Source organism: Bradyrhizobium sp. SUTN9-2 (assembly GCF_003122645.1).
In the GTDB taxonomy this organism is placed as follows: Bacteria; Pseudomonadota; Alphaproteobacteria; order Rhizobiales; family Xanthobacteraceae; genus Bradyrhizobium; species Bradyrhizobium yuanmingense.
Map to the genome: position 1 here is coordinate 7,393,124 of NZ_LAXE01000001.1, position 25,865 is coordinate 7,418,988.

Genomic DNA, 25,865 nt, shown 5'->3' on the forward strand with positions numbered 1-25,865 from the left:
TTCGTGATCTAGCTCGACAGCTGGGTAATCTTGGGCGCGCCCTCGCTATCGCGCAGGCCGTAATGCCCCCATCGCTTCAGGATGCTGTCGATCTCCTCGTCCGGTAGCAGCGGAGGAGAGCCGAGTTGAAGACAGCCGTGATACTGCTTGGCGAGCACCTCGACCTCCACCGCGAGCCACAAGGCTTTGCGCAAATTGGGACCGATGGCGATCAGCCCGTGATGTGCGAGGAGGCAGGCGCGGCGATAGCGAAGCGCGTTCAGGGCCGCCTGCGACAGTTCGGCCGTACCATATTGCGCATAGGGCGCGCAGGGGATGTCGTTGCCGCCGGCCGCGGCAATCATGTAGTGAATCGCAGGGATCGAGCGATTCATGATCGCGATGATGGTGCAGAAGACCGGATGGGCGTGAACGACGGCGCCGACCTCCGGCTTCGACTTGAGGATGTCGAGGTGAAAACGCCATTCGGTCGACGGAACATTGCCGGCCGATGCAGTCCATGAGCCGTCCCACTTCATGGCCACGATGTCTTCGGGCTTCATGCGGTCGTAGGGAAGACCGGACGGCGTCAGCAGGATGCCGTCGTCGGCTCGAACGCTGATGTTTCCGGACGTTCCCTGGTTGATGCCTTGCGCCGCCATCTCGCGGCACGCGTCGATGATGGATTGACGAAGTTCGAGCTCTGCTTCGCGGCCGGTCATACCTTGCTTCCACCCTGGTTCATGCACTTGCTCCGAGCTGGACCTGACGGTCGACCAACAGCCAGGTGGCTCGCGCGGTCGCCAGCACCTCCTGCTCGGCATCGAGCAAAGCACTTTCGGCAAACAACTTGCGGCCTTCCCGCCCGGTCGGCCACGCCACCACCGCACATCGATCTCCGGGACGCGGCCGGCGTTCGATCCGAGCGGCCATGCGTCCGAGCAGCGCCGTTTCGTCGCCCTTCAATCCCAGGTGACGGGCGCCAACGCTGCAATAGCCGGTCGGGCAATCGAGAGCGGCCCAGACGAATTCGGGCGCGACATGACCGTCCGCACCGGACAGGCTCCCATGAGGTACCCAGGAAGCCGCGAACACGACGGGCTTGCCCGGGACAGCGCCCGCCTGCAGCGGGCCTGCGAAGATGCGAAGACCATCGCCGTGACCACGCGCGGGGCCACAGACAAAACAAGTCGGAAGGTTATGAGTCTGCTCTTCGTAGGGTGTTCGGCCGGCCGCCTCTTCGGCCGCCTCGTAGCTTACCCTGGGAACGTCCAGCACATCGATGTCTGTTGCACGCGCCGTCGCGAGCAGCTTGCCGTTCTCGCGCAACTCGATCCCGCCGTCGGCCCCCGTCAGCACGTCGAGCGACCGCTCCAGCGGCGGTGGGGCGCGCAACGTCACTTCGGCGTCTCCACTGACGTGCCTTGCGAGACATCCGCATACATAACCGCCGTTGCCGGAGTTGGGTGGGCCCCGGAAGCGCCTGTCGATGACCAGCGATACCATTGCAGCTCTCGTTCGCGGCGTTTAGCGTCCCATCGCGAAGAACTCGTCGTTCGGACGCATGCTGGTGACGTTGGCGAGGCGGTTCGACATGCCGAAGAATGCAGCGATGGCTGCGATGTCCCAGACGTCCTCCTCGGTGAATCCATGTCCCTTGAGATCCACGAGGTCGGAATCGTCCACCTCATAGGCGCGCACCGAGACTTTCATCGCGAAATCGAGCATCGCCCTTTGCCGCGCGGTGATATCGGCCTTGCGGTAGTTGACGGCGACCTGGTCCGCAATCAGCGGATTCTTCGCGCGCACGCGCAAGATGGCGCCGTGCGCGACCACGCAGTACTGGCATTGATTGGCGCTGCTGGTCGCGACGACGATCATCTCGCGCTCGGCCTTGGTGATCGGCCCGGGCTTGTCCATGAGAGCGTCGTGATAGGCGAAGAACGCCCGGAATTCGTCCGGACGATGCGCGAGTGTCAGGAAGACGTTCGGGACGAATCCAGACTTCTCCTGAACGGCCTCGATCCGTGCGCGGATATCCTCCGGCAGCGTCGCGATATCGGGAACGGGAAAGCGGCTGATCGCGGTTGCAGACATGTTCCAAGCTCCTGTTAGACTGCCGCAAGCGCGACGAGCGTTTCCTGATAGGCCTCGAACGCATCGCGCCGATCGGCGGCGTAGGGCTCGACCCGCACCAGGCAGGTATGGGCCGAGCAGCCCTGGCCGAATTGAGACGTGCCGATGTCGAGCGTGAGCACGTTCGGATTGCCGGCGACCTCGAGGCCGCTATTGCCGGTCGGTGTGAACCAGGCGCCGGTCGGGAGCACAATCACCCACCGGCGGACCTCGTCGCTGACCTCAGCAGTCGCAAGGCATTCCCCGCGGTCGTTCCAGATGCGGATCGTCTGGCCGTCGACGATGCCGAGAGCAGCCGCGTCGTCAGGATGAAGACGGGCCTGTTCACGGCCATTGCGTTTCATGACGCGGCTCGATGGGCCGGTTTCAAGCTGGCTGTGAAGACGGCCGGCCGGCTGATGCGAGATGAGGTGCATTTGGCCAGCTTCTGCAGTGCCGAGCCATTCGGCGGGCTCGATCCAGGCAGGATGCGAGCGGCAGTCGGGATAGTCGAGCCTGGCAAGCGTCTCGCTGCCGAGTACGATCTTCCCGCTTTCGGTGTTGAGCGGGTGTTCCTCGGGCTCGTTGCGGAAGTCGGCCAGGAACGTGTGGTCTGCCTTGACCGGGCAGTGGGCATAGCCGGATTCCCAGAACGCATCGAACTCCGGCATGGCGAAACCAAAGCGCTTCGACGCGTCGTCGCGGCAGGCTTCGTAGAGATGCCGGACCCAACCCATTTCGTCGCGGCCTTCGTTGAAGCGCTCGGCCACACCGAGCTTGCCTGCAATCGCGTTGAAGATATCGAAGTCGGAGCGGGCTTCGCCCAGCGGCTCGATGGCCTTCTTCATGGCCAGGATGAAGTCGGAGCGCCTGTTGCCGGCAAGATCGTTACGCTCGATCGACGTGGTTGCCGGCAGCACGATGTCGGCCCGTTGGGCTGTCGCGGTGAACATCGGGTCCTGCACGATGATCGTTTCGGGCCTCGTCCAGGCTTCCGACAAGCGGTTGAGATCCTGATGATGGTGGTAGGGATTGCCGCCCGCCCAATAGACCAGCCTCGTATCGGGATAAGTGCGGATCTCGCCTTCATAGCTGAACGACCCGCCGGGATTGAGCAGCATGTCGCTGATCCGCGCCACGGGGATGAAGCTGTCGATCGGCCTCTTCAGCTGTGAAATGGCAGGAGCGCGGCCGAGGTTGATCGGGGCCCCGACGCCGCCCAGGGAAGCGTAGCCGTAACCGACGCCGCCGCCCGGCAATCCGATCTGGCCGACGAGCGATGCAAGTCCGAGCGCTGCCCAGAACGGCTGTTCGCCGTGATGGGCACGCTGCAGGCTCCAGCTTACGGTCAGCATGCTGCGCGTGTCGACCAGGCGCCTTGCGAGCTCGGCGATCTGGTCCGCATCGAGCCCGCAGATGCCGGCGGCCCACAAGGCGTCCTTTCGTCCGCCATCCGCCTTGCCTTCGAGATAGCGAAGAAGACGATCCGCGCCGCTGGTGCAGCGCGCAAGGAAATCCGTGTCGTGCCGGCCGGCCTTCACGATCTCGCCGGCGAGGCCGAGCATCAGCGCAGTGTCGGCGTTCGGCCGGATCGGCCACCATTCGGCATCGACCCAGTCCGGCAGATCGTCCTTCAGCGGCGAGACGTGGATGACCTTGACGCCACGCTCGACGATTTTCCTGAGATAAGTCTCGAGGCGGTGGCTGCCAATTCCTCCGGCCTCGTTTTGCGCGGTTCGTGGCGACAGAGCGCCGAACACCACCAGCGTCTCGGTGTGCTGCGCGATCGTGTCGAGCGTATTGGCGCGGCCGCCACACGCGTCGTCGTTGCCCAGCGTGTGGCGCAGGATCACCGGACCCGCCGCGATGGAATAGGTATCGACGTGCCGGGTGAAGCCGCCAACCAGATTGAGCATGCGCTTCAGAAGCGAAGAGGCATGATGCAGGCGCCCCGAATTCGTCCAACCATAGGAGCCCGCAAAGATCGATGCGTTCCCGAACGCGTCGGCGACGCGGCGCACTTCGTCGGCAACCAGCGTCGTCGCCTCGTCCCAGCTGACCGGAACGAACTTCTCTCGGCCACGCCCGCGGCGATCGCTCTTTTCGCGCTTGTCCAGCCAGCCGGAACGGACCATCGGCCGCAGCACGCGCCGCTCGGGATTTGCCCATTCGGCAATAGAATGGATGATCGGGGACGGCGCCGGATCGTGCTGGAACGGCTCGATGCCCACGATGCGATTATCCTCCACGAGGATCGTGTACGCACCCCAATGGCTGCAATGCGGGATCCGTTTGATCCTGCTCATGCGTCCACCGCTCCAAGTTCGCGCCGCATCTGCGCGGCGAATTCGGGATAGGTCTCGGCGAGTTCGTCGAACACGCGGCCGCGGAGCAGATCGAGTGTCGATCGATCGGGCAGCGCGGTCTGCCGCGGCTCGGCTTCATGCTCGAATCGAAAGCCGGTCGCTTGCTTGATCTCCGCAAGATCGTGCCCGGGGTGAACACTCTCCAGCTCGAACCCCGGCCGCGTCTTGTCGAATCGAAAGAGTCCCTTGCCGGTCAAGAGAGCCACGGGGCCGCCGCTCCGGAAGACTCCCTCGGGACTGACGCCGGGGGCACTGATGAAGTCGACCTTCTCGACGAAGACGCGCGGCGTATGCTCCTCGCGGAACAGGATGACCCGCGGCACGACGAAATAGAGATAGGCCGACCCGAACGAGCCGGGCCAGCGCACGCTCGAGCGCGGATAATCACCGGTGCCGACGAGGTTCACGTTGCCGAGGCCGTCGATCTGGCCGCCACCGAGGAAGAACGCGTCGATCCGGCCTTGACCTGCACAATCGAACAGCTCCGCCGAACCGTTGGTGAAGAAATTGTGCTCGACAGAACCGAGGATGGAGATGCGTGGACCGACGGCGCCGCCCGCCTCCTTCATTGCACGCAGCAGCATCGCGCCGGCAGCGGGAATCGGAGAGGAGGCGCCTACGGCGACATGCCTGACGCCGTCGAGCAGCCGCGCGATCGTGCAAATCAGCACTTCGCGAGGGAGAACTTCGGCCATCACGCAGGCTCCATCTGCGCCTGCGCCATATAGGCGGAGAAGCCGTCGGCCGTTCGCGCGGCCTTCGCATAACGTGCGATCTCCGCGCTGTCCGCCGGATACTCGCCCCACAGGCCGTAGGGCCATGCGCCCTTCGGTGCGCGCGCGACTGCCGTGACGTAGAGTGCCGGCAGCACGCCAGCAGCGCTCATCTCGTCGGCGAGCAGATTTTCTTCGACGATGCGCTCCACTGTGACGAGAACCGTCTGCGAAGCGTAAGCCATGGCGGCAAGCTCGCGGCGCCGCCCGATCCAGACATTGCCGAAGCGATCGGCCATCGGAACGTGGAAGATCGTGACGTCCGGCTTGATGGCCGGAATCAGGACAATCGGATCGCCCCCGTAAGCCAGCGGATTGTCGACCACGCGCCAATCGTCGCGATGGCGGAGCAGATCCGTTCCGATCAGCCCCCGCAGCGGCATGAAGGGACTGCCCTTCTGCGCCGCGATCAGGCCCGCATGGATCGCAGGACACGTCGCGTCCTTCAGTCGAACCGCGCCTTCCTTGACGGCGGCGTTGAACCGGGGTGCTCCACCCGCTTCGCCGAGCGAGACGGCGCTGGTCTCCACCGTCCGGACCAGGCCTGCGCCGACAAGCTGGTCGAGCTGCAATCCGCCGGTCGGCACGCAGACGAGATCGAGATCACCCGCGCCATGCTCGATCATCGGCCGCGTCATCGCCATGGAGACGCCGCCGTAGTCGACCGGCAACGCCACGCGCATGCCCGGCTCGATGTGCTTCGCCATTGCGCGAGGCTCGCTCAACACCATCATCCTCCCATGTTCTATATTGTAGAACGCAATTCCAAATTTATGTTAGGCGAATTTTGCTGACGCTGTCAATCTGGGTTCGCTGCGAGGGCTTTATTTGCAGGGCTCAAGCTTGCGCAGCCCGTCATGGCGGGCGCGCCAATGCCGCGCGATCGGGCGACTCGACTTGACAAGACAGCGCGCTGAGCCAACAATAATTGGAATAGCGTTCTACAATATAGAACATGGCGGGAGGAAAGAATGGGTGAGCCTGCGGCTCAGCGCGCGATGCGCTCCGGCGATGCGAAGGTTCGGACATTGCCGACCGGGCACCTCCGGGACCGCGACGCGATCGGATCGAGCATTGCCGTCCGCGAAGCGGTGAAAGCTTACGGCAACTTTCATGCGGTCGACCGGATCAGCATCGACATCGAGCCCGGCGAGTTCATCACGCTTCTTGGCCCATCCGGCAGCGGAAAAACGACGCTGCTCAACCTTGTCGCCGGATTCCAGAGCCTCGACAGCGGCGAGATCCTCGTCGACGGCAAGCCGGTCCACAACGTACCCACGCACAAGCGCGGCTTCGGCATGGTGTTCCAGAGCTACGCGCTGTTTCCGAACATGACGGTCAGCCAGAACGTCGCGTTTCCGCTTCGCATGGCCGGTGTAGACCGGGCGACTGCGGAGCGGCGCGTCGCCGAAACGCTGGAGATCATGCGGCTGACGGAGCATGCGACGAAGTCTCCCTCGCAAATGTCGGGCGGACAGCAGCAGCGCGTCGCGATTGCCCGCGCCATCGTCAGGAAGCCCAAGGTCGTGCTGATGGACGAGCCCCTCAGCGCCCTCGACCGGCGGTTGCGCGAACAGATCCAGATCGAGATCCGCGACCTTCACCAGACCATCGGGAGCACGATCCTGTTCGTCACCCATGACCAGGGCGAAGCCCTGACGATGAGCGACCGCATCGCGGTACTCAACGCCGGCAAGATCGTTCAAATCGGCCGCCCCCTGGACATCTACCGGCATCCGACAGATCGCTTCGTCGCCTCGTTCGTCGGCGAGAGCAATCTGATCGAGGCGGAGATTCTGCAGAAGCGCGGATCGACACTGACGATGAAGAACCGTGCAGGATACGTGTTCAGCGCCGAAAGCCGGGACACGATCGACGTCGGACGCGCAACTGTGCTCGTGCGTCCGGAACGCATCGCCGTGTCGAACGAGCCGGCTGCGAATTCCACGCCCGTCAGCGTCACGTCTGCGATCTTCCTTGGCGAGATCCTGCGGATCGAGGCGCAAATGGAGGGTGGAGATCCTCTCCTGATCCGCTGCACCGACATGGCCGACCGGCCGCTGCCGGCCGTCGGCGATCGTCTGCACGTGAGCTGGGGCGCCGCGGACTGCTGGGTGCTTGCATGACCGCGGCATCGATCGGCGCCCAGGCAGGCCGTCCTGCGGATCTCGATCTCGTCAGGAGGTTGAAGGATCCGGCGCTGCTGCTCCTGCCCGCGCTCGCGTTTCTGGCCTTCATTTATCTGCTCCCGCTGATCGATCTCATCCGCATCAGCGTGAGCGGGCCGTCGTGGTCGACCTATTTCGAGCGGGTATTCGCCATACCGCTCTATTGGGATTCGCTCGTCCGCACGATGCAGATCTCGGTCACCGTCGCCGGACTGTGCCTGCTGTTCGGATATCCGACGGCGCTGCTCATTCACCGCAGCCGCGGCATGACCCAGGCCCTGATCGCGACCGCGATCGTGCTGCCCTATTTCATCGCCATCCTGATCCGAACCTACGCCTGGATGGTCCTGCTCGGCCGCAACGGGCCGGTCAACAAGCTGCTGGTTTCGGTCGGAATATTGAGCGAGCCGGTGCAGCTCCTCTTCAATCGCGGCACGGTGCTTCTCGGCATGACCGCGGTGCTTCTGCCGCTGATGGTGCTGACGATCTATTCCAGCGTGGCGCGCCTCGATCAAAGCCTGACCCGCGCGGCGCTGGCCAGCGGCGCCGGGCCCATTGCGGCGTTCTGGCGCGTGTTGCTGCCGCTGACCCTACCCGGGATGGGCGCCGGCTTCCTGCTGGTCTTCGTCGCAGCGATCGGGTTCTTCATTACGCCCACGCTGCTCGGGGGACCCGGCGACCAGATGTTTGCCATGCATATCACGCAGCAGGCGGACTCGGTCACATCGGAGGGATTCCTGCAGGCCTTGGGCGTGGTGCTGCTGACGATCACGCTGGCGGTGGTCGCGGCGGCCGGACGCTTCCTCGGCTTCGAGTTCATTTGGGGCGGCCGCAAGCTGACCGAGGCCGCACCGACGACGACTAACCGCTACGCCGCCGATGACGGCCGCCGTAGTTTCGGCGCCTCAGCTGCCGACTTGATAGGCTGGCCGCTTCTGAGACTTTTCGGACGACTGCCGGCGAGCTTCGGGACCTGGACGGTTCGCCTCATGGGCGGACTGGTCATTACCGTTCTCATCCTGCCGATCATCGTGGTGATGATCATTTCCTTCAGCAGCGCAAGCTATCTGACCTTCCCGCCGCCGGGCTTCTCATTTCGCTGGTATGAGCAGTTCTTCTCCGATTCGAACTGGATGCGGGCGTTCTGGACATCCTTGGTCGTCGCGGCGATGTCGGCCGGAATCGCGATCGTGCTGGGCGCGTCAGCCGCCCTCGGCATCGTCAGGAGCAGCATTCGCGGCAAGTCCACCATCATGCTGCTGCTCGTAAGTCCGATCATCGTGCCTCCGGTCGTGCTCGGCCTGTCGCTCTACAGCCTGTTCCTGCGTTTCGACCTGGTCGGCTCCGTCTTCGGCCTTGCCGCGGCGCATGCGATCGGCGGCCTTCCCCTCGTCGTGGTGATCCTGTCCGCATCGCTTCAAGGCGTCGATACAAGGCTCGAACAGGCGGCTGCCGTCCATGGCGCATCGTCCCTGACGGTGTTCCGCCTGGTGACGCTGCCGGCCATCATGCCGGGCCTCGCTGCAGCGACATTCTTCGCCTTCCTGCACTCGTTCGACGAGTTGGTGCTGACGCTGTTCCTATCGAGCGCGGAGCTGAAGACGCTCCCGCTCATGCTGTGGGGCGACATCAATTACCGGCTCAATCCGGTGCTGGCCGTGGTCTCGACGCTGGAGGTGCTGCTGGTGGTCGCAGGGCTCGTCCTTGCACGGCCCGTTCTCGCCACGTCGCGGAAGGCAACGTGACACAGATCAATTTCAACTGGAGGAAAGAGAAAATGCTGGGAATGAAACGCTGGCGACTGTCGGTTTCCGTATTGGCCTCGGCCCTGTGCATCGCGATGGGGACGGGCCCGGCTCAGGCTCAGAGCAACGTCGTGATCATGCAGGACCCGGGCGGCGGATATGGCGATGCATTGCGCAAGGTCATGTACGATCCGTTCGAGAAGGCGACCGGCATCAAGGTGGTCACCGTCCAGGAGGCGCGTAGCGGCCCACGCATCAAGGCTCAGGCCGAGGCCGGCAAAGCTCAATGGGACCTGACGTTCATCTTCGACCAGGAGACCAAGCTGCTCGGCGACTGTTGTCTCGCCGACATCGACTATTCCAAGCTGTCCGACGCGGCCAAGCAGACGCTGGCGGCCATGCCGGACAATCTTAAGCGCAGGAAGGGCGTGGCGCTGCAGGTGATCGGCGTCGGCCTCGTCTACAACAAGGACAAGTACAAGGGCGAGAACGTGCCGACCAGCTGGGCCGACTTTTGGGACGTGAAGAAATTCCCTGGCCGGCGCTGCATGCCCGCCTGGCCGCGTTTCGTCTTCGAGGCGGCGCTGATGGCCGACGGCGTAGAGAAGAGCAAGCTCTACCCGATCGACATGGAGCGGGCGCTGAAGAAGGTCAAGGAGATCAAGCCACACATTGCCAAATGGTGGACGACATCCGCACAGCCGCCGCAGCTCCTGCTCGACGGCGAGGCCGACATGTGCATGGCCTACACCGGTTCGATGAGCAAGCTCGCGCTGGAGGGCGCCCCGATCGAGCTGACTTTCAATCAGGGCTTCATCTACTACGACTTCTTCTCGATTCCCAAGGGAGCGCCGAACTACGACAACGCGCTGAAACTGCTGTCCTGGCGGCTCGAGCCCAAGCGCGCGGCGCAGCTCACCTCGACCTTCCCGGTCGCCCTTCCCTCCCAGGTCGTGTTCGAGGCCGCAACCGACAAGAAGCTCGCGCGCTACTGGGCCAACAACCCGGACAACGTCTCGAAAGCGATCGAATGGAGCCCGGATTATTGGGGCGCGACTTCGCCGGCTGGAAATTCCACCAATGAAGAGTACGGGCAGGAGAAGCTCAACGCCTTGCTGGCCCAGTAAGCAGGCTGATCAGCCCCGATCCGAAAGGATCGGGGTTAATTCCACACCTGGGCTATTGCCGTTCGCGCGGCCATGCTAGATCGAGTGAAATATCATTCTATTTTGGCTGGTGGATGGATAAGGCTTTTACCAAGGGACTGCGTCTCCTGGAAGCACTTGCTCTGAGCGAGCAGCCCCGCGGCGTCACTGACCTCGCGAGCGAGCTGAAGCTCACCAAGAGCAACGTGCATCGGCTGCTGATGACTTTGCAGTCTCAAGGCTATGTGCGCCAGATCCCCCCGCACAGCACCTACGAGCTCACGACCAAGATCTGGGCGCTCGGCAGCCATGTCATCCACCGGATGGATCTCATCAACGTCGCGCGACCGGCAATGACGAAGCTTGCCGAGATCACCGGCGAAACCATTCACCTGTCGGTGCTCGAGGACACCGACGTGGTCTATGTCGACAAAATCGAAAGCGCTCACCATATCCGCGCCCATACAAGCGTGGGCATGCGCGCACCCGCTTTCACCATGGCGACAGGCAAAGCGATGCTCGCACATATGCCTGATGACTACCTGGAACGGTTTCGGCCGCATCTGAGGCGCTACACGGAAGCGACGCGAACGACGATCGAGGAGCTGCGGGAGGACATCGAGCTGGCACGCGCGCAGGGCTACTCCTCCGTCCTGCACGGCGAGTGGCGCGAGGGCATCGCCGCCTGCGCTTGTGCCATCCTCGGTCGTTCCGGCGAACTCGTGGGAGCGATTGGCATGTCCGGGCCCGACAGCCGCATCAAGCGCAAGCAGATAAAAGAATATTCGGTTCACGTGATGGAGGCAGCCCGAACCATCGGCGCTGCCCTCGGCTATTCCAGTAGGCCGGCGGCATATCCAGCAATGCGAGGCGGTCCTAGACAGTCACATCAATCACGACGAGCCACCTGATCTTTCCAGGACGGCGTTGGTGCCGGGCAACGGAAGCAGCCGCTGCTCGTCCATCGCGGACTTCAGATCGAGGTCCGCACCCGTATACCCGGCCAGGAAGTGGGCATCACCCGCTCACTCGCAAAAGCCGAGGGCGACAACGGCATCGGCTTCACGGACGCGCTTGATTCGCTCGACCGCGCCCGCGCCGCCGATCGCAGCGGCGACATCGACGCGTGCAGCCGGGAGATCGCACGCGCGCGGGCCGTCCTGAGATAGCAAATGCCGCTCAAGGGTCGAAGGCAAGGCGATGCGCGCAACGCGGTCGTGCAGCCGTGGGAGCAGGACGTGCGTTCTGGAAATACCCGCCCGAGCGCAGGTTTCTAATGTCAATGCAATCAGGTGGAGCCTTCTCCATGCATAAACAGCACTCATCGAACAATAGGCCACACACGGGCCGGGATCGCGCCGAGCCTTCTTGATGAATTTCAGTGCGATGCTTGCTGCGTCTTGCACCTGCCACTAGGGGTTCGATCAGCGTCCGACTTCAGCATCCGGGCGGCAGCACCGGCGACACGCCGGGCGTTGGTGCTGCGCCTGAAGCGTTCGCCGGCAGCACAGTCGCAGGCGAGGCGAGATTCATCGAGACGCCTTCCATGCAAGCCGAGCTGTTCGGGCTGGGCACAACCGCAGCGTTCGGGTCTATGCCCGTCCCACCGGCACCACTGGCTTCCGCCTGAATCGTACCAGGTGCGGGGCTTGTAGCCACTTGCGGGATCGACAATGGCAGGGACGCAGCGCTCGTCACCTCTCCCCCCGGCGTCGAGCTGCATCCGACCGTCGTACCTGTTCCTGAGGGCGCAGCTGAGGAGATCGTACCGGTGGCGCTGCTGTTCTGCCTTATCACCGGCAGCAACGGCGCCGCGATGCCCGGTGGTGCAAGGCCTGTCGGCGATACGGTCGGCGTCGCCGGCACCGGCGTCGGCGATGACGACGGCGGAGCGCAGACGACCACCGTCCCCGGCGTCGTCAGATCCGACGCGAGCGGAACCGGCGCCAGCGTCGTGTCCGGAGCACCTGACACGGTCGTTGCGGAAAACGGCCCGGGACTGTTGAGCGGTGAGACCACGATCGCGCCCGGCACCGTCGGCAGATCCATTGCAGTAGTGCCGGTCGTTGCGACCTGTGCCTGACCAGCAGAGCTTCCGAGCAGCAACGCCGTCGCCGCTGCGAGTACAATTCGCATCATCTTTCGCGTCCTAGCTCGCCTCGCTCTTGCGAACGGTGACCTTGCTTCCCTCCGCCAGATTGACCGCGGGATTGAGCACGACCTGGTCGCCGGGCTGCACGCCGTCGCGCACTTCCACCGTGGTGCCGAAATCCCGGGTGATCGAGACCTGCTGAAAATGGACCGTGTTGTTGCGCACAACCACGACATGGAGGCCGTTCTGGTCGAAGACGAGCGCATCGGATGGGATCGTCGTCGATGCTGTCCTGCGCGGGATCGATAGTTCGACCGTGCAATATATGCCCGGACTGAGCAGGCCATCCGGATTGGGCACGTCGATCTCGGTTAGCAGCGTCCGGCTTCCCGGCTGCAGCGCGGTTGCGATCCGCGTGACCTTGCCCGCAAACGTCCGCCCCGGAATCTCGGGGACGCGGATATCCGCATCGACGCCCGGGCCAACGCCGAACGCTTCGTCCTGTGGCACGAACACCTGGGTTCGGATCACGTCGGAATGCATCAGCGTGAACATGAAGGTGGACCCGGCTGATACCAGGCTGCCGTTGTCCACGTTACGCTGCGTGACCACGCCGTCGAATGGCGCCACTACACGCTGATAGGACTTCTCCTGCTGAAGAACTCGGATCTGCGCTTCCTGCGCCGTGATATTCGACTGGGCGACACCCACCGCGCCTTGCTGCGCGCGCAGGGTGAGACGATCGTTGTCGCCCTGTTGTGCCGTCAACCAGCCCTGCTTGACGAGATTGCTGTCGCGCGAGTTGGTCACGTCGGCCAGCTCCCGGCTTGCCTCCGCCTGCTGAAGCGCGGCCTGGTCCTGCGCGAGCGTCGCTTGGGCCTGCGCGATTTGCTGGTCGAGCTCGGGCGCAGTGATTTCCACGAGCAGCTCGCCCTTCTTGACCCGATCGCCGATATCGACGTAGCGCTTCTCGATGTAGCCGCTGGTCCGCGCGAAGATGTTGGCCGCCTCGAACGCGGTCGTCGTCGCCGGCAGGCTCACCTTCATGATGTCGCCTCCGGGCTTCACCGTCGCGACCCGAACCTCGGGAAGGTTGGTTCGAGCCTGCTCTGCCACAGCGGCAACGCCACGCATGGCCTCATAGTGCCGCCAGCCGCCGATGCCGAGACCGCACGCAAGCATGAGGAGCACGCCTCCGCCGAGCAGCGCGCCGCCGTAACGGCGTCCGGATCGAGGGCCCTTTCCCGGCAATTCCACAATCCGGAGGCTCTCCGCCCCCGGGCGGTGTGTCGCCCCGTCGTCATCGGTCCTTGCGCGAACGTCACTCATTCCGGTTGCTCCTCGAATACCCCATGATGAGGCTTGCCGTCGTTGCCTTTGCGCAGCATGGCGAAGAGATAAGGCACGATCAGCAGGGTGGTCGGTGTTGCAAACAGCAGACCGCCGATGACCGCCCGCGCGAGCGCTGCATTCTGCTCCTCGCCGGGCCCGCCGATCGCCATCGGGATCATGCCGACGATCATCGCCGCCGCGGTCATCAGCACGGGCCGGATTCGCGTCCGGCCTGCGCTCAGCGCCGCCTGGAATGCCGAATGCCCCTTCAATTGCTCGTCGCGTGCGAATGTCACGAGCAGGATGGAGTTCGCGGAGGCTACGCCGATCGCCATGATGGCTCCCATCAGCGAAGGCACGTTCAGCGTCGTCCCGGTGATAAACAGCATCGTCACGATGCCGCAGAATGTCGCCGGCAGTGCCAGGATGACGACAAAGGGATCGCCAAAATTCTGGTAGTTCACGACCATCAGCAGGTAGACGAGGATGGCCGCGAACAGCAGTCCAAGGGAGAGATCGCGGAACGATTGGTGCATGCTCTGGATCTGGCCGAGAACCTGGATCGAGTTGCCCGGCTGGAGTTGCTTCTGCAGCGTGGACGTCACCTTCTCGATGTCAGCCGCGACGCTGCCGAGATCACGGCCCTGCACGCTCGCATAGACATCGTAAACCGGCTGCACATTGGCTTGGTTCGAGTTGGTCGAAACGGTGCCCCGCTTGAAGGTCGCAACATTGCTGAGCAGGCCCGGCACCGTCTGCCCGCTTGCGGCAAGCGAGGCCGAAACCGGCGTATTGCCCAGCGCGTTCAGCGAATTGGTCCTGTACTCTGGCGTCTGCACAGCCAGGTAATAGGGAATGCCGGAAGTCGGATCCGTCCAGAAGTTCGGCGAGACCTGCGCGGACGATGAGAGGCTGACATTGATGTTGGTTGCCACCGTGCTCGCATTGAGACCGAGTTGCGCGGCGCGGGTGCGGTCGATGTCGGCGTAGAATGCGGGAGCATCGACCTCCTGCTGCAGATGGGCATCGACCACGCCGGGGATCGCGGCGAGACTCTTTTGCAGTTCCTTGGCGACGGCGAGATTGTTGTTGCCGTAACCGACCGTGCGGACATCGATCTGCGCCGGGAGACCGAAGTTCAGGATCTGCGTGACGATATCGGCCGCCTGGAAATAGAACGTGTCCTCCGGGAATGCCGTCGGCAGCACCTGCCGCAGCCTCCTGATGTAATCCGCCGTCGGCTGGTGCCCTTCCTTCAACGACACGAGAATGGTGCCGTCGTTCACCCCGATGGTGGAACCGTCCGTGAAAGCAAGGTTATAGGGCCGCGCCGGCAGGCCGATATTATCGACGATCAGCGCCCGGTCGTGCTCGGGAATGACCTCGCGGATCTTGTCCTCAACTGCCTGGAAGATCGCTTCCGTCCGCTCGATCCGCGTGCCCGCGGGGGCGCGAACATGGAGCTGGATCTGGCCGCCGTCGATCAGGGGATAGAAGTCCTGGCCGACATAGGCGAACATCGTGGCACCGAGCGCCAGCACCAGCACGGCGACGACGGGTATCACTGCGCGGTGCCGCAGCAGTTTCAGCAGCAGATCGGAATAGCCGTCGCGCAGGCGTTCGAAACCGCGCTCGAATGCCGCGGAGGCGCGTGCGAGGATGTTTGACGGCCGATTGCCCTCGCCATGACGTTGCTCGCCCTTCAGGAGCAGGCCAATCGTGATCGGCGTCAGCGTCCGCGACAGGCCATAAGACGCCAGCATCGCGAACACCACGGCAAGGCCAAGTGGCGTGAACAGATATTTGGCCGGACCCTCGAGGAATACGACCGAGATGAACACGCAACTGATCGCGAGCGTCGAGACCAGCGTCGGAATGGCGATTTCGGCTGCTCCGTGCAGAGTCGCGTCCGGCAGCGGCATGCCTTCCTCGGTCCAGAGCCGGTGCGTGTTCTCGATCGTCACCGTCGAATCGTCGACGAGAATACCGACGGCAAGAGCAAGGCCGCCGAGCGTCATGGTGTTGAGAGTCTCGCCGAGGAAATAGAGGACGATCAGCGAGGACAGCATCGCCAGCGGGATCGAGATCAGGACGACGAGCGTCGATCGCCACGATCCCAGGAACACCAGAATCATCAATGCCGTCAGGCCCGCCGCGATGGCGCCTTCGCGCAGCACACCATCGACCGAGTGTGTGACGAAGATTGACTGGTCGAACAGCTCGTTCACCTTCAGCCCCGCGGGCGCCGACGCGCGGATCGACGTCAGGGCCGCTTTCACGCCGTTGACGACGGCCAGCGTGGAGGCATTGCCGTTCTTGATGACGCTGAGCAGGACGGCGCGGTGGCCATCCTCGCGCACAATGTTCTGCTGAACCTGGGCGCCGTCGCGGACCTGGGCGACGTCCTTCAGGAAGATCGTCGCCCCGTTCGCGAACTTCACCGGGATCATGTTGAGATCCTGGATCGTCGCCGGCGTCGCGTTGGTACGAACGGTGTACTGGGTGTCGCCGATCTTGGTCGTGCCGGTCGGCAGCGTCAGGTTCTGCGTGTTCACTGCGTTGACGATGTCGAGCGGTGTCAATCCGCGCGCCAGCAGCTTGTTCGGATCGAGGTCAACCATGATCTGGCGGTATTTGCCGCCGGTAGGCGTGGGCAGGGTCACGCCTGGAACGGGAGCCAGTTGCTGGCGGACCCGGTAGATGCCGAAATCGTAGAGCTGCTGCTCATTCAGGTTGTTCGATTCGAGGCTGAGCTGGAGCACCGGCACGCTTGAGGCATTGAACTGCACGATGATCGGCGGCTGGATGCCGGGAGGCATCAGAGCGCGGATGGCGTTGGTCGCCGAGACGATCTGCGAGATCGCGAGATCGAGATTGACGTCCGGCTGAAAGTAGATCTTCTGAACCGACAAGCCGTTGAGGGTCTGCGCCTCGATATTCTTGATACCGCTGACATTGGCGCTGATCGAATACTGGCTGTAGGTGCTGACGCGCTGTTCCATCTCCGGCGTGGAAAGGCCGGTGTAGCTCCAGATGACAGTGACGACGGGAATCCGGATCTCCGGAAAGATGTCTGTCGGCATCGAGCGAATTGCGATGCCGCCGAGGAACAGGATCAACGCCGCAAGCACGTAGAAAGTATGCGGAAGCCGCAGCGCGAAGCGAACAATTCCCATGATTGGTCTGCCTGAAACAGGGTTACGCAGGATCGTCGGACAAGTGAGGGCGGCCGCGCCTCCGTTCAAATGAAAACGAATTCAGTCGCTGCACGCGGCGGCGTGTGACACATCATGCGCGGCGTTCACGACGGCCCGTTTGACTTTGGCGAAGGTACGGATCTCGATCTGCCGAACCCGCTCGCTGGATATGGACAGCTCTCGGGCGAGCTGATCGCGCGTAACAGGACATTCCTTCAGGCGCCGCGCCTCGAAGATATGACGCTCCCGCGGCGCGAGCCCGTCCAGTGCAGCGCGCAAAGCCCTGCTGCGCTGCTCCGTCTGGTCGTGATCGGCAAGCATCGTCTCGGCGTCGACCGCACCATCGACCAGCAGGGCCTCCAGCTCGGTTCCACCGTCCTCGTCACCGACGCGCGCGTTCAGCGACATGTCGCGGTGGAGTCGCGCGTCCATCTCGATCACCTCGCGCGCCGTCACCTCGAGCTTCCCGGCGATCAATTCGGCGATTTCGGGTGTGAGCCCGGCCATCGCACTGCTGGTGGCTTTCCTGATCTCGCCGCGGAGTTTGAAAAACAGCTTCTTCTGCGCAGCCGTCGTCCCGATCTTGACCAGGGACCACGATCGCAGGATGTAGTCGTGAATGGTGGCCTTGATCCACCAGATCGCATAGCTGGAGAATCGGGCGCCGTGCCCGGGCTCGAAGCGCGACGCCGCGATCACGAGGCCGAGGTTCGCTTCCGCGATCAGATCGACCAGTGGCAGACCGTATCCCTTGTAACCCCTCGCCAACTTGGCGGCGAGCCGAAGATGGCTGGTGACGAGCGCATCCGCGGCGCGCCGGTCCCGCGTTTCCTGCCAGCGACGCGCCAGCTGCTGCTCCTGACCTGATTCAAGTAGCTCGTAGCGCCGGATTGCGGCGGAATAGGCGGTGAGGAACGGCGTCGACACCGCTGCGATCGGCACGGCAACAGGATCGCGGCACACCACCTCATGGCTCGTCTGCATTTGTCACTCCTATAGTCCGGGCCGGCTGATTGATCTCGGAGGCACCGCACGTCATTTGGCTCATCCCATCTGGCCGGCCTCTGCGTGCAGCAATGCGCGTGACCGGCGCGCGATGGGCCTGCCCGCACTCCCGGTCCAGGCGAGGATCTCGATCCGCCCACCGGGAGCCGGGCCAATGATCAGCCGGAAGCCGTGCAGCTTGACGATCGCCGCCACCAGCCTCAGTCCAAGCCCGACGCCCGGCGTATTGCGCATCTTGTCGGAGCGGTAGAACCGCCGCAGCACTGCTTCGCGCTCCTGCTCGCTGATGCCGGGCCCGGTATCGCTAACGCGCACCAGCGCGGTCTCGTCCTCCGCCTGCAGGGCGAGGTCCACCCGCCCGCCGGACGGCGTGAACTTGATGGCGTTGTCGACGAGGTTGGCGACTGCCTCGAACAGCAGGTCGCGGTCACCCCACACCTGCACATTGCACTCGGTGACGACGCCGAGCCCGACATGCTTGTCCTCGGCGATCGGGTCGTAGACGTCGCACACCTCCCGCAGAATCTCGTCGAGCGCGACGTCGCCAAACCCGGCCATACGGCGGTTGTTCTCGATCTCTGTCAGGCGCAGCAAGGCCGTGACGATCGCGAGCGACTGGTCGATGCCGGCGATGGCCTTGTCCGCAACGTCCTGCAGCTGTTCCAGCGTCCCCGCATGCGTCCGGCCGCGCTCCAGCGCCAGACGGACGCGGGTCAGCGGCGTCCTGAGATCATGAGCGATGTCGTTGCCGACGCCGGCGAGCGCATTGATCATCGTCTCCATCTCGTCGAGCATGCCGTTGACGATCCTGGCCAGCCGCGCAAACGGGTCGTCCGTCCCGCCCTCCGGAAGCCGCTCGCGCAGCTCGCCGGCCACGATGCGCTGGACCCGCTGGTTGACCTCCTCTACGCGTCGCTGGGCGCGCAAGCTCAGCCAGGCACCCGCAAGCAGGCAGAGGCTGAAGGCCGGCAGCAGGCCCAGGGCCAGAGCCTGGCCCACCACGCTCGATATCTCGCGCGTCTCGTCGACGTTCCGTCCCATCACCAGGACATCGCCGCCCTCGAGACGGCTGCCGACCGCCCTGACGACGGGACCATGCTCCGTCGGCTTCTCCAGCAGATCGAGTCGCACGCCCTGCGCCGCCCCATCGAGCCCGAGTTCGCGCGGCACGCGGTCGATATTCCCGGCCAGCCTTTTGCCGGCAGCATCGAACAGTCCCGCGTACTGAACGCCCCTGGAATCCTGCGCGAGGTGATCCGCGATTGCGCTGACGCGGCGGGCCGGGGACAATTTCGCGACGAAGTGGATCTGCGTGGTGATCATGCGATCGGACCGCGCGACCAGATAGGCGTCGAGCTTCCAGTAGATGAAGGCGAACAAGGCGACCACGAACAGCGCAAAGGACGCCGCCACGGCCAGAGCCCAGAGAAATGTGCTGGAGCGGATCAACTGTGTCTGCTGCATCGCCCGTCTCTCCTACCGCGAGCGAAGGACGAAGCCGGAGCCTCGGACATTGTGGATGAGCTGTGTCTCCCCGGGACCGTCCACCTTGTGACGAAGCCGGCCCATATGCACGTCGATCAAGTTGGTGGTCGCCGGAACGAACTTGTAGTTCCAGACCTCCTCGAGCAGCATCGCGCGCGTCAAGAGCTGATCGCTCCGGCGCATCATGTACTCGAGCAAGCGGAATTCGCGCGGCAACAGGTCGAGCCTGCGCTCGCCGCGTCGCGCGGTGCGCTCGATCAGATCGAGCTCGAGGGGCCCGACATGCAGGATGGTTTCGCGGCTGTCGCTCGGCCGGCGCAGCAGCGCCTCGATTCGCGCAACCAGTTCGATGAGCGCGAACGGCTTTGTGAGATAGTCGTCCCCGCCCATGCGCAACCCGCGCACCCGGTCATTCACGGCGCCAAGCGCACTCAACACCAGCACAGGCGTCCTCACCTGCTCCTTGCGCAGCACCTCGATGACGGTCAGCCCGTCAACTCCCGGGAGCATGCGATCGACGATCATGGCATCGGGGCTCGACGCACGCGCGCGCTCGAGACCGTCGACGCCGTTGCCGGCCCACTGCACCTCGAAGCCGCGATCGCCGAGTTCGGCGAGGATCGCCTCGGCGGTTTCAGTGTCGTCCTCAATCAGGAGAATCCGGGTCATGAGCCTCGTACCATAATTCCCACGGCGTCTCGACGCGCGGTTGGGCAGCACGGGTACGGCGTCGGGCCGTGTCATGCTCAGTGCCCGCGTACGTCGGACGCGCGTCGCTGATGCCGCCTGTTGCCGGTCGCCCGCTGCGCTATGAGGTAGCTCTGCCGCGCGCACCGCGCCACTAAATTGCGGTTCATGTTGTCGGCTGTGCGTGCCGCCAACGGCACGAGGACCCGCACCACGCGTGTTACAAATGCAATGATCATCTTCCGCGCTCCGCTGCCAACCGACTGGATCGAACATATGCCGTCAACGCACGTGCCGTCGTCTCAGGGACCACGGATGTTATGCATTCGCACGATCGTGGTTGCGACACCGCAGCGGCTCTCGGGCGGTTGAAATGCAGTGAGCAAAACGTGCGTTGGAAACGTGGCCGATCGTTCACACATCGTCGCTGAGCCGGCTTGATCGGCCTGATGTCGTCAGAGGAGAGAGCGAATGACCACGTCCAAACTATTGTCGATAGGATTGATCGCGGCCGCAATGCTGGGTGGCCCAGTCATGGCGCGCGAGCACCAGCGCGCCGCGCAGCAGCCCGACGTGGCCGCCGATACAGTCGCGGCGACCACGCCGTTCCATTATCCGGGCGAGCGCGCCTGCGTTCCGGCGCCGCGCGTCGGCGCCTTTGCAACCGCGCCGTGGACCGGCAACAACGTACCGTGCGAGCCGGGCACAGGCAGCTAGTACTGATTGGGTGACGCGGCCTGCCCTATAGCTTCGCCGCGTTTTGCAATAACGAGGAGCGGACTGCGCTGGTCGGCCCGCTCCTACGCGTGCGTCGCGCCGATCCGCGAGACGCTCTTCGCGAGCGGCTTGCCTGATATTCTGACATCGAATTCAGTTGGATCGCCTCGTACCGGAGCTACCTCTCCCTCATCACTGACCCGGCCATCGGCAACCTCGCGCGGAACATGGCCGGACAGCGCAACAAGAGGAGTCATCCATGAAACGTGCAATCATGATTCTGGCGACAGCAGCACTCGCCTCGACGCTCGCCGTTGGCGCGGCCAATGCCCATGGCGGCGGTGGTGGCGGTGGCCACGGCGGTGGTTTTGGCGGTGGCGGCTTTGGCGGCGGACATGCAGGCTTCGGCGGTGGACATGCGGCCTTCGGCGGCGGCGCGCATTTCGGCGGCATGGGCCATGAGGGAGATTTTGCCGGCGGCGCCCGGTTCGGCGGCGAGCACCTTGGCCTCGGTGGTCATGACGTAGGCCTGCGCCAGCACGCGTTTCACCACTTCCGCCGAGGCGGCTATGGATTCTACGGCGCCTATCCAGATTGCTACGACTGGTACGAGTTGCATCCCGACCTGCCGTTACCGCTGAGCTGCAGCTAACCGCCGCACTCTGCAACCATTGGTCTGGAGCAGCGGGGGCGCATTGCCGTTCGCGTCGAGGCAGGAGTCGATGAAGTGCGTCGTTCTATGCGCGTGGCCACGTCAGGCACGCCCTGCGGTAAGCTCGTGAGCATCGCCTCCTTCTTCCGAGGTGCGCTGCCCGCGCTGTGCTTCCGTGCACTTCTGCAAGGCGGCCTAATCGCTGCGATGCGGTCTGCGCGACCGCAGAATAGCTAAGGCGGAGCCCCGCTCATCTCTCGCGATCGAGGAGGCTGTTGCGCTCCCCTGGGCCCGTCCCGACTATAAAGCCTCGACCGGCGCGGCGCTCGACGATCGCACATCGGTCTCTCGATAGCGTTCCACCGCTTCAGACGACTTGTACTAAATTGGCCCCGACGGTTTTCCTCGAGCAGGTTGTTCATTGCGGGCCGCGCTCGCAGCACCCAGCTCCACAAGACCACGACATCTGGACAACAAATCGCGGCATCCAACCCAAGATCTAGCGTCATCACCCATTCGACTAGCAGATCTTTGGAATTGACCTAAAACGACTCGCGAATTTTTGGCGACGGACGCGAAACCAATGACTTAATCGACTCGCATTTGATGGTCCCGACAGCACTCAGAAATCGCTGAAAACGGTCGCGTACCGAAGGTGCGCGGATTGATTTCTGATCATTCGACTTGGCGCGCTACGGTTTCTCCGCCGGAATCCGACCATCCGGATCCATTTTCAGATACTCACCGCGATCGGTGGTGAAAGCCGCGGTGCTGGGCAACGCCAGGCGTTGTCTGGTAGGCCCTGTTGGGCCCAAACAAGGGAGCCGCGCCGCCAGGGCGTTCCAGGCCCATTCTGCCTGCTGGCGTCAATTCGCAGTTGTTCAACACATCCCGATCGGGATATTGCGCCTGAAACAAATCTGGATGTTGAGTCGCCCACAATGGGCACTGGGCGCTTGCAGAGCTTATCGCGCCAATCGACATCATCGCTGCAATAACAAAGGTCCTGAATCCAGTCATGGTCGTGCTCCGAACGGCTGTTGTTTTCGTGCGGAGCATTCGCGCTGACTCGAACCGGCTGCTCTGTTGAAATGCGCTTCCTTCGAATTTCTTGGTTGAGCATTAGGTGGGTATGCGCTCGGGAAAAACACGTGGGTGAACAATCACGCCTGCGCGAATGGCAAATCGGTGTGCTCATCATCGCGTGACGCACCCCGGCGACGAAAGACTCCAAACCGTGACGCAACTGCCAGCATGAAGCCGAGTGCGGGGTTTACAGATTCGCACGAATTCGACCGCCAACCCGCGCGTGATGCCGAGGACGTTACCAGTCTTGCAGGCGTCACCGATTGCGAGGGCGTGGACCGAGGCTCATCTAACTCATCATCGTAGTCTATCGGAGAAACTCCCATGCGATCGGGTCTCGTTTTGAGCCTTTTGATTATCCTGTGGGCCCCCGTCAGCGCCGCGGTGGCAGGCCAGGCCCATCGGCATCATGCAAAAGCGCATCCTCGTGTTCTGACGACTGGGAGTACTGCGGCCTGGGCTTATTCACCGGCACGGCCGGACCGCCGTCAACCGGCCCCGCACTATGATGATCAACCAGAGCCAGGTCATAATCCTTACGAGAGATGGGGTGGTTAGCACCCCGTCGCCTCCGCGTCGCCGCCGACTTGGCGCCCCTTCGAGCGCGGCGATGGACCGCTAGTTCGTTGCCGACCTCAATCCCGGTTCAGGAGGCGTTCGCCCGCGCCCGTTCGCGGGCTTCGCGGCGGCGCTCTCGGCGCTCGCGCCTCCGCTTGGCCCGGTCGGCTGGCTGCGGCAGCGGGGAAAGCGGAGCAATCTCCAATACCGGCTGGGACGTCTCATCGCCCGGGGCCGCCAGGCTGGGCTCGCTTGGTGCCGGTCGGGCTTCCATGAACGCCAAGATGTCTCGCCCCTTCGACGTCAGTCTCCAGCCACCGCTGATGCGCTCGACCAGCCCCTGTGAAAAGATGTCGAGGTCCGGCACGCGGCTGGCAAGACGCCTCGTCCGGTCGGCCCAATCGCGGCCGCTGGTCGCCAGGATCGCCATGTCGCGCTTGAGGTCTTCCATGACGGCAAAGCCATCCGGATAGCTCACCAGGATCTTCAAAACCGTAACCTGGAAATTCACGCCCCGGCCCCCGCTCTGGCTCAATCAGCGCCAGAAGATTCACTCCCGCGAAAACGCCCACCGTACTTTGCTTCGGTGCCTTCGCGATTCAAAAATGTTAAGTTCGAGAAAGAAGTGCGCACCGGAGAGCGGGGCTGCAGCCCGCGTCGGGCGAACCTAAAGCTTCCGATACGTCACATGCGCCGTCGCGAACGGAATGCCCGCGCGCCCGGCGGATCCGCGCACGATGCAGGCGCGGTCATCGATCGCATAGAACCAATCGTCGAAGTTCAGCTTGAACGACTTTCCGTCGCCTTGGGGCGTGTCGCGCGTGTACTTCCAATGGAATGCACAACCGGTCTGCTCGCCCGTGGCTTCACCCTCCAGTCGATTTTCGTGGCCGATGTATTGACCTTCGCTCAGCTTGTGGATCGTCCAGCGCAACGTGTCGCTATGGCCGTCATCAAAGGTGTAGGTTTCAGTCAGAACGACAGTGTCGGTGTCCGCGTCCAATTCGCCATGCGCCGTGATCGTCGCCCGCTTCAACAGCCCGCCGACGAGACTCTCGACCACCGCCCATCCTTCCAAGCGACCAACGAAGAACTGCTCAGGGAGAAACACCGGCGTGGTGCCAGCGAACGCATCAATGACCATGCTTTTCCTCCGAAACCGATGACAACATAAGCCGCCTCTCAGCACCAGGGTTCCTCAGGAGGAAACCTGCCTGGCTCTGCTGGGTGCTTGCAACGCATACAGACGCTGCGTCACAACGCGCGCTCCCCTTCATCCGGAACACGTGGACAAGCCCAGCCCTGCCGTTTGGGAATCTCTGACCCGTGCTAACAGCCCGGAACGATCTGGCGGCGGCACGGATTCGTCCCGCAGGAGCAATCTCGCATGCTGATGACCAGGGAAAGACGGCCGGCGATCCGGACCTTACGGGGATGGGCCACCCACGTGCTGCACGAGGCCGGCGCGATCTGCGAATGCGAGGAGCACGGCTGGGCCAGGGACCGCGCCGACCCGCACGCGCGCCATCGCGCGGTCGTGCTTGCGCGCCAGGATCCGCCGGACGGCGTCTCTGCCGATCAGGCGGTCGCGGAGATCAACGATGTCCTCGATTCGATCGGCGATACATGTCCGGAGTGCCCTGACGAGGGCCTTTGAGGCCTGCGACTAGGACCTTCGCGTACCAAGCGGCATAGGGCGTGTTTTCGATTTAAGTCCGGCGTCACGGGATGCTTCATGCCGATTTCCGCCGCGCCCCTGCGGCCGGCTTTTTCGCGGACGTCTCCCTGGCGGCCGCCTTCTTGCCGGCGATCGGCATCAGCATCTCCTTCTGGCCGGCCGCCGCCTTCCTCGGCTTCTTCGCCGGCTTGTCCGCCTTCGCGGGCGCGGCCTGCTTCCCGACTTCCTTGCCGACGCTCCGCCGCAGCGCCTCCATGAGGTCGACGACGTTCTCGCCCTTCGGCCGCTCCTTCGGCCGGATCACCTTGCCGGCGCGCTTTTCGTTGATCAGGTCGATCAGCGCGGTCTCGTAATGGTCCTCGAACTTTTCGGGCGCGAAGCGTCCGGCCTTCTGGTTGACGATGTGCCGGGCGAGATCTAGCATGTCCTTGGTGACCTTCACGTCCTGGATGTCGTCGAAATATTCAGCCTCGCTGCGCACCTCGTAGGGGTAGCGCAAGAGGGTGCCGACGAGGCCCTTGTCCATCGGCTCCAGCGCGATGATGTGCTCGCGGTTGGTCAGCACGACGCGCCCGATCGCGACCTTGTTCATCTCGCGAATGGTCTCGCGGATCACCGCGAAGGCGTCGTGGCCGACCTTGCCGTCGGGCCGGATGTAATAGGGGCGGATCAGATAGCGCGCGTCGATGTCCGATTTGTCGACGAACTCGTCGATCTCGATGGTGCGCGTGGACTCCAGCGCGATCTCCTCGAGCTCTTCCTTGGAGACCTCGATGTATTGGCCCTTCTCGAGCTCATAGCCCTTGACGATGTCCTCGTTCGTCACCTCGTCGCCGGTCTCCGCGTCCACCTTCACGTATTTGATGCGGTGGCCGGTCTGCCGGTTGAGCTGGTTGAACGAGATCTTCTCGCTCTCGGAGGTAGCGGGATAGAGCGCCACGGGACAGGTGACGAGGGACAGTCTCAGGAAGCCTTTCCAATTGGCGCGCGGGGCCATTTACGCAGAACTCCGGTTCGAGGCGGCTTGGATTCAAGACGAACGGCCGGCCCGGGTTCCGACATCGGGAGCAACATTCATGACGAGC

23 protein-coding genes are annotated in these 25,865 nt (G+C 63.6%); 8 read left to right on the forward strand and 15 right to left on the reverse strand.

Annotated elements, in window-relative coordinates; genetic code table 11:
• Positions 1-8 precede the first annotated feature (8 nt).
• The 6 genes from XF30_RS34225 to XF30_RS34250 form a co-directional block, all read right to left on the reverse strand.
• Positions 9-701, reverse strand: a complete 693-nt coding sequence (locus XF30_RS34225; RefSeq protein WP_109145146.1) for an L-fuculose-phosphate aldolase — start codon at positions 699-701, stop codon at positions 9-11.
• A gap of 19 nt (positions 702-720) precedes the next feature.
• Positions 721-1,380, reverse strand: a complete 660-nt coding sequence (locus XF30_RS34230) for a hypothetical protein (protein ID WP_349644185.1) — start codon at positions 1,378-1,380, stop codon at positions 721-723.
• Between the two features lie 126 nt (positions 1,381-1,506).
• Positions 1,507-2,076 (reverse strand): peroxidase-related enzyme, encoded by a 570-nt coding sequence (locus XF30_RS34235; RefSeq protein WP_036026687.1) that lies wholly within the window; start codon positions 2,074-2,076, stop codon positions 1,507-1,509.
• A 14-nt stretch (positions 2,077-2,090) separates the two neighbouring features.
• Positions 2,091-4,400 (reverse strand): molybdopterin-dependent oxidoreductase, encoded by a 2,310-nt coding sequence (locus XF30_RS34240; protein ID WP_109145148.1) that lies wholly within the window; start codon positions 4,398-4,400, stop codon positions 2,091-2,093.
• A complete protein-coding gene (locus XF30_RS34245; protein ID WP_109145149.1) occupies positions 4,397-5,155 on the reverse strand; it encodes a CoA transferase in 759 nt (252 codons plus the stop codon). Before XF30_RS34245 ends, XF30_RS34240 begins: the two co-directional genes overlap by 4 nt.
• Positions 5,155-5,940, reverse strand: a complete 786-nt coding sequence (locus XF30_RS34250) for a CoA transferase subunit A (RefSeq protein WP_244609074.1) — start codon at positions 5,938-5,940, stop codon at positions 5,155-5,157. The genes XF30_RS34245 and XF30_RS34250 overlap by 1 nt, the downstream gene beginning before the upstream one ends.
• A gap of 264 nt (positions 5,941-6,204) precedes the next feature.
• Here XF30_RS34250 and XF30_RS34255 point away from each other — a divergent pair, with 264 nt between their 5' ends.
• From XF30_RS34255 to XF30_RS34270, 4 genes are all read left to right on the forward strand, one after another.
• Complete coding sequence (locus XF30_RS34255) at positions 6,205-7,359, forward strand: ABC transporter ATP-binding protein (protein ID WP_109145150.1); 1,155 nt, start codon at positions 6,205-6,207, stop codon at positions 7,357-7,359.
• Positions 7,356-9,146, forward strand: a complete 1,791-nt coding sequence (locus tag XF30_RS34260; protein ID WP_109145151.1) for an ABC transporter permease subunit — start codon at positions 7,356-7,358, stop codon at positions 9,144-9,146. The genes XF30_RS34255 and XF30_RS34260 overlap by 4 nt, the downstream gene beginning before the upstream one ends.
• Positions 9,147-9,178: 32 nt before the next feature.
• A complete protein-coding gene (locus XF30_RS34265) occupies positions 9,179-10,273 on the forward strand; it encodes an extracellular solute-binding protein (RefSeq protein WP_109145152.1) in 1,095 nt (364 codons plus the stop codon).
• A gap of 113 nt (positions 10,274-10,386) precedes the next feature.
• Positions 10,387-11,202, forward strand: a complete 816-nt coding sequence (locus tag XF30_RS34270; RefSeq protein ID WP_036026695.1) for an IclR family transcriptional regulator — start codon at positions 10,387-10,389, stop codon at positions 11,200-11,202.
• 114 nt (positions 11,203-11,316) lie between these two features.
• Here XF30_RS34270 and XF30_RS38730 read toward each other — a convergent pair whose 3' ends face one another.
• Entirely contained in the window at positions 11,317-11,697 is a 381-nt protein-coding gene (locus XF30_RS38730) for a hypothetical protein (RefSeq protein WP_192893333.1), read from the reverse strand.
• A gap of 365 nt (positions 11,698-12,062) precedes the next feature.
• Here XF30_RS38730 and XF30_RS39670 point away from each other — a divergent pair, with 365 nt between their 5' ends.
• Positions 12,063-12,374 carry a hypothetical protein gene (locus tag XF30_RS39670; RefSeq protein WP_244609075.1) on the forward strand — a complete coding sequence of 104 codons (312 nt, stop codon included), beginning with the start codon at positions 12,063-12,065 and terminating at the stop codon, positions 12,372-12,374.
• Positions 12,375-12,440: 66 nt separating this feature from the next.
• Here the strand turns inward: XF30_RS39670 and XF30_RS34280 are convergent, their stop codons facing one another.
• From XF30_RS34280 to XF30_RS34300, 5 genes are all read right to left on the reverse strand, one after another.
• The gene (locus XF30_RS34280; RefSeq protein ID WP_036026697.1) at positions 12,441-13,712 is read right to left on the reverse strand and encodes an efflux RND transporter periplasmic adaptor subunit; all 1,272 of its coding nucleotides are present in this window, start codon (positions 13,710-13,712) and stop codon (positions 12,441-12,443) included.
• Positions 13,709-16,891 (reverse strand): efflux RND transporter permease subunit, encoded by a 3,183-nt coding sequence (locus XF30_RS34285; RefSeq protein WP_109145153.1) that lies wholly within the window; start codon positions 16,889-16,891, stop codon positions 13,709-13,711. The genes XF30_RS34280 and XF30_RS34285 overlap by 4 nt, the downstream gene beginning before the upstream one ends.
• 81 nt (positions 16,892-16,972) lie before the next feature.
• Positions 16,973-17,896 carry an RNA polymerase sigma factor RpoH gene (rpoH, locus tag XF30_RS34290; RefSeq protein WP_109145154.1) on the reverse strand — a complete coding sequence of 308 codons (924 nt, stop codon included), beginning with the start codon at positions 17,894-17,896 and terminating at the stop codon, positions 16,973-16,975.
• A gap of 60 nt (positions 17,897-17,956) precedes the next feature.
• A complete protein-coding gene (locus XF30_RS34295; RefSeq protein ID WP_109145155.1) occupies positions 17,957-19,381 on the reverse strand; it encodes an ATP-binding protein in 1,425 nt (474 codons plus the stop codon).
• A 12-nt stretch (positions 19,382-19,393) separates the two neighbouring features.
• On the reverse strand, positions 19,394-20,071 hold the full coding sequence (locus tag XF30_RS34300) for a response regulator transcription factor (RefSeq protein WP_192893334.1): 678 nt from the start codon (positions 20,069-20,071) through the stop codon (positions 19,394-19,396).
• A gap of 489 nt (positions 20,072-20,560) precedes the next feature.
• On the opposite strand from XF30_RS34300, the gene XF30_RS34305 reads away from it, so the two are divergent.
• Together XF30_RS34305 and XF30_RS34310 are read left to right on the forward strand one after the other, a co-directional pair.
• Positions 20,561-20,806, forward strand: coding sequence for a hypothetical protein (locus XF30_RS34305; RefSeq protein WP_109145157.1), 246 nt, complete (start codon positions 20,561-20,563; stop codon positions 20,804-20,806).
• Positions 20,807-21,065: 259 nt separating this feature from the next.
• Positions 21,066-21,458 (forward strand): hypothetical protein, encoded by a 393-nt coding sequence (locus XF30_RS34310; RefSeq protein WP_109145158.1) that lies wholly within the window; start codon positions 21,066-21,068, stop codon positions 21,456-21,458.
• Between the two features lie 1,732 nt (positions 21,459-23,190).
• Here XF30_RS34310 and XF30_RS38340 read toward each other — a convergent pair.
• Both XF30_RS38340 and XF30_RS34325 read right to left on the reverse strand, forming a co-directional pair.
• Positions 23,191-23,613, reverse strand: coding sequence for a hypothetical protein (locus XF30_RS38340; protein WP_158284440.1), 423 nt, complete (start codon positions 23,611-23,613; stop codon positions 23,191-23,193).
• A 156-nt stretch (positions 23,614-23,769) separates the two neighbouring features.
• Entirely contained in the window at positions 23,770-24,246 is a 477-nt protein-coding gene (locus XF30_RS34325; RefSeq protein ID WP_036026708.1) for a DUF3833 family protein, read from the reverse strand.
• A 243-nt stretch (positions 24,247-24,489) separates the two neighbouring features.
• On the opposite strand from XF30_RS34325, the gene XF30_RS34330 reads away from it, so the two are divergent.
• Positions 24,490-24,759, forward strand: coding sequence for a hypothetical protein (locus XF30_RS34330; RefSeq protein WP_109145159.1), 270 nt, complete (start codon positions 24,490-24,492; stop codon positions 24,757-24,759).
• Between the two features lie 76 nt (positions 24,760-24,835).
• On the opposite strand, the gene ku is transcribed toward XF30_RS34330, so the two are convergent.
• Positions 24,836-25,777, reverse strand: a complete 942-nt coding sequence (gene ku / locus XF30_RS34335; RefSeq protein WP_109145160.1) for a non-homologous end joining protein Ku — start codon at positions 25,775-25,777, stop codon at positions 24,836-24,838.
• Positions 25,778-25,865 lie beyond the last annotated feature (88 nt).

What these genes read in the sequence shown, in the direction of transcription:
- XF30_RS34295 (WP_109145155.1), bottom strand. Translation starts at nt 19,381, where the DNA reads ATGCAGCAGACACAGTTGATCCGCTCCAGCACATTTCTCTGGGCTCTG.
- XF30_RS34325 (WP_036026708.1), bottom strand. Translation starts at nt 24,246, where the DNA reads ATGGTCATTGATGCGTTCGCTGGCACCACGCCGGTGTTTCTCCCTGAG.
- XF30_RS34250 (WP_244609074.1), bottom strand. Translation starts at nt 5,940, where the DNA reads ATGGCGAAGCACATCGAGCCGGGCATGCGCGTGGCGTTGCCGGTCGAC.
- XF30_RS34260 (WP_109145151.1), top strand. Translation starts at nt 7,356, where the DNA reads ATGACCGCGGCATCGATCGGCGCCCAGGCAGGCCGTCCTGCGGATCTC.
- XF30_RS34285 (WP_109145153.1), bottom strand. Translation starts at nt 16,891, where the DNA reads ATGGGAATTGTTCGCTTCGCGCTGCGGCTTCCGCATACTTTCTACGTG.
- XF30_RS34245 (WP_109145149.1), bottom strand. Translation starts at nt 5,155, where the DNA reads ATGGCCGAAGTTCTCCCTCGCGAAGTGCTGATTTGCACGATCGCGCGG.
- XF30_RS34225 (WP_109145146.1), bottom strand. Translation starts at nt 701, where the DNA reads ATGACCGGCCGCGAAGCAGAGCTCGAACTTCGTCAATCCATCATCGAC.
- XF30_RS34240 (WP_109145148.1), bottom strand. Translation starts at nt 4,400, where the DNA reads ATGAGCAGGATCAAACGGATCCCGCATTGCAGCCATTGGGGTGCGTAC.
- rpoH (WP_109145154.1), bottom strand. Translation starts at nt 17,896, where the DNA reads ATGCAGACGAGCCATGAGGTGGTGTGCCGCGATCCTGTTGCCGTGCCG.
- XF30_RS34305 (WP_109145157.1), top strand. Translation starts at nt 20,561, where the DNA reads ATGACCACGTCCAAACTATTGTCGATAGGATTGATCGCGGCCGCAATG.
- XF30_RS34300 (WP_192893334.1), bottom strand. Translation starts at nt 20,071, where the DNA reads ATGACCCGGATTCTCCTGATTGAGGACGACACTGAAACCGCCGAGGCG.
- XF30_RS34255 (WP_109145150.1), top strand. Translation starts at nt 6,205, where the DNA reads ATGGGTGAGCCTGCGGCTCAGCGCGCGATGCGCTCCGGCGATGCGAAG.
- XF30_RS34330 (WP_109145159.1), top strand. Translation starts at nt 24,490, where the DNA reads ATGCTGATGACCAGGGAAAGACGGCCGGCGATCCGGACCTTACGGGGA.
- XF30_RS34270 (WP_036026695.1), top strand. Translation starts at nt 10,387, where the DNA reads ATGGATAAGGCTTTTACCAAGGGACTGCGTCTCCTGGAAGCACTTGCT.
- XF30_RS34310 (WP_109145158.1), top strand. Translation starts at nt 21,066, where the DNA reads ATGAAACGTGCAATCATGATTCTGGCGACAGCAGCACTCGCCTCGACG.
- XF30_RS34235 (WP_036026687.1), bottom strand. Translation starts at nt 2,076, where the DNA reads ATGTCTGCAACCGCGATCAGCCGCTTTCCCGTTCCCGATATCGCGACG.
- XF30_RS34265 (WP_109145152.1), top strand. Translation starts at nt 9,179, where the DNA reads ATGCTGGGAATGAAACGCTGGCGACTGTCGGTTTCCGTATTGGCCTCG.
- ku (WP_109145160.1), bottom strand. Translation starts at nt 25,777, where the DNA reads ATGGCCCCGCGCGCCAATTGGAAAGGCTTCCTGAGACTGTCCCTCGTC.
- XF30_RS34280 (WP_036026697.1), bottom strand. Translation starts at nt 13,712, where the DNA reads ATGAGTGACGTTCGCGCAAGGACCGATGACGACGGGGCGACACACCGC.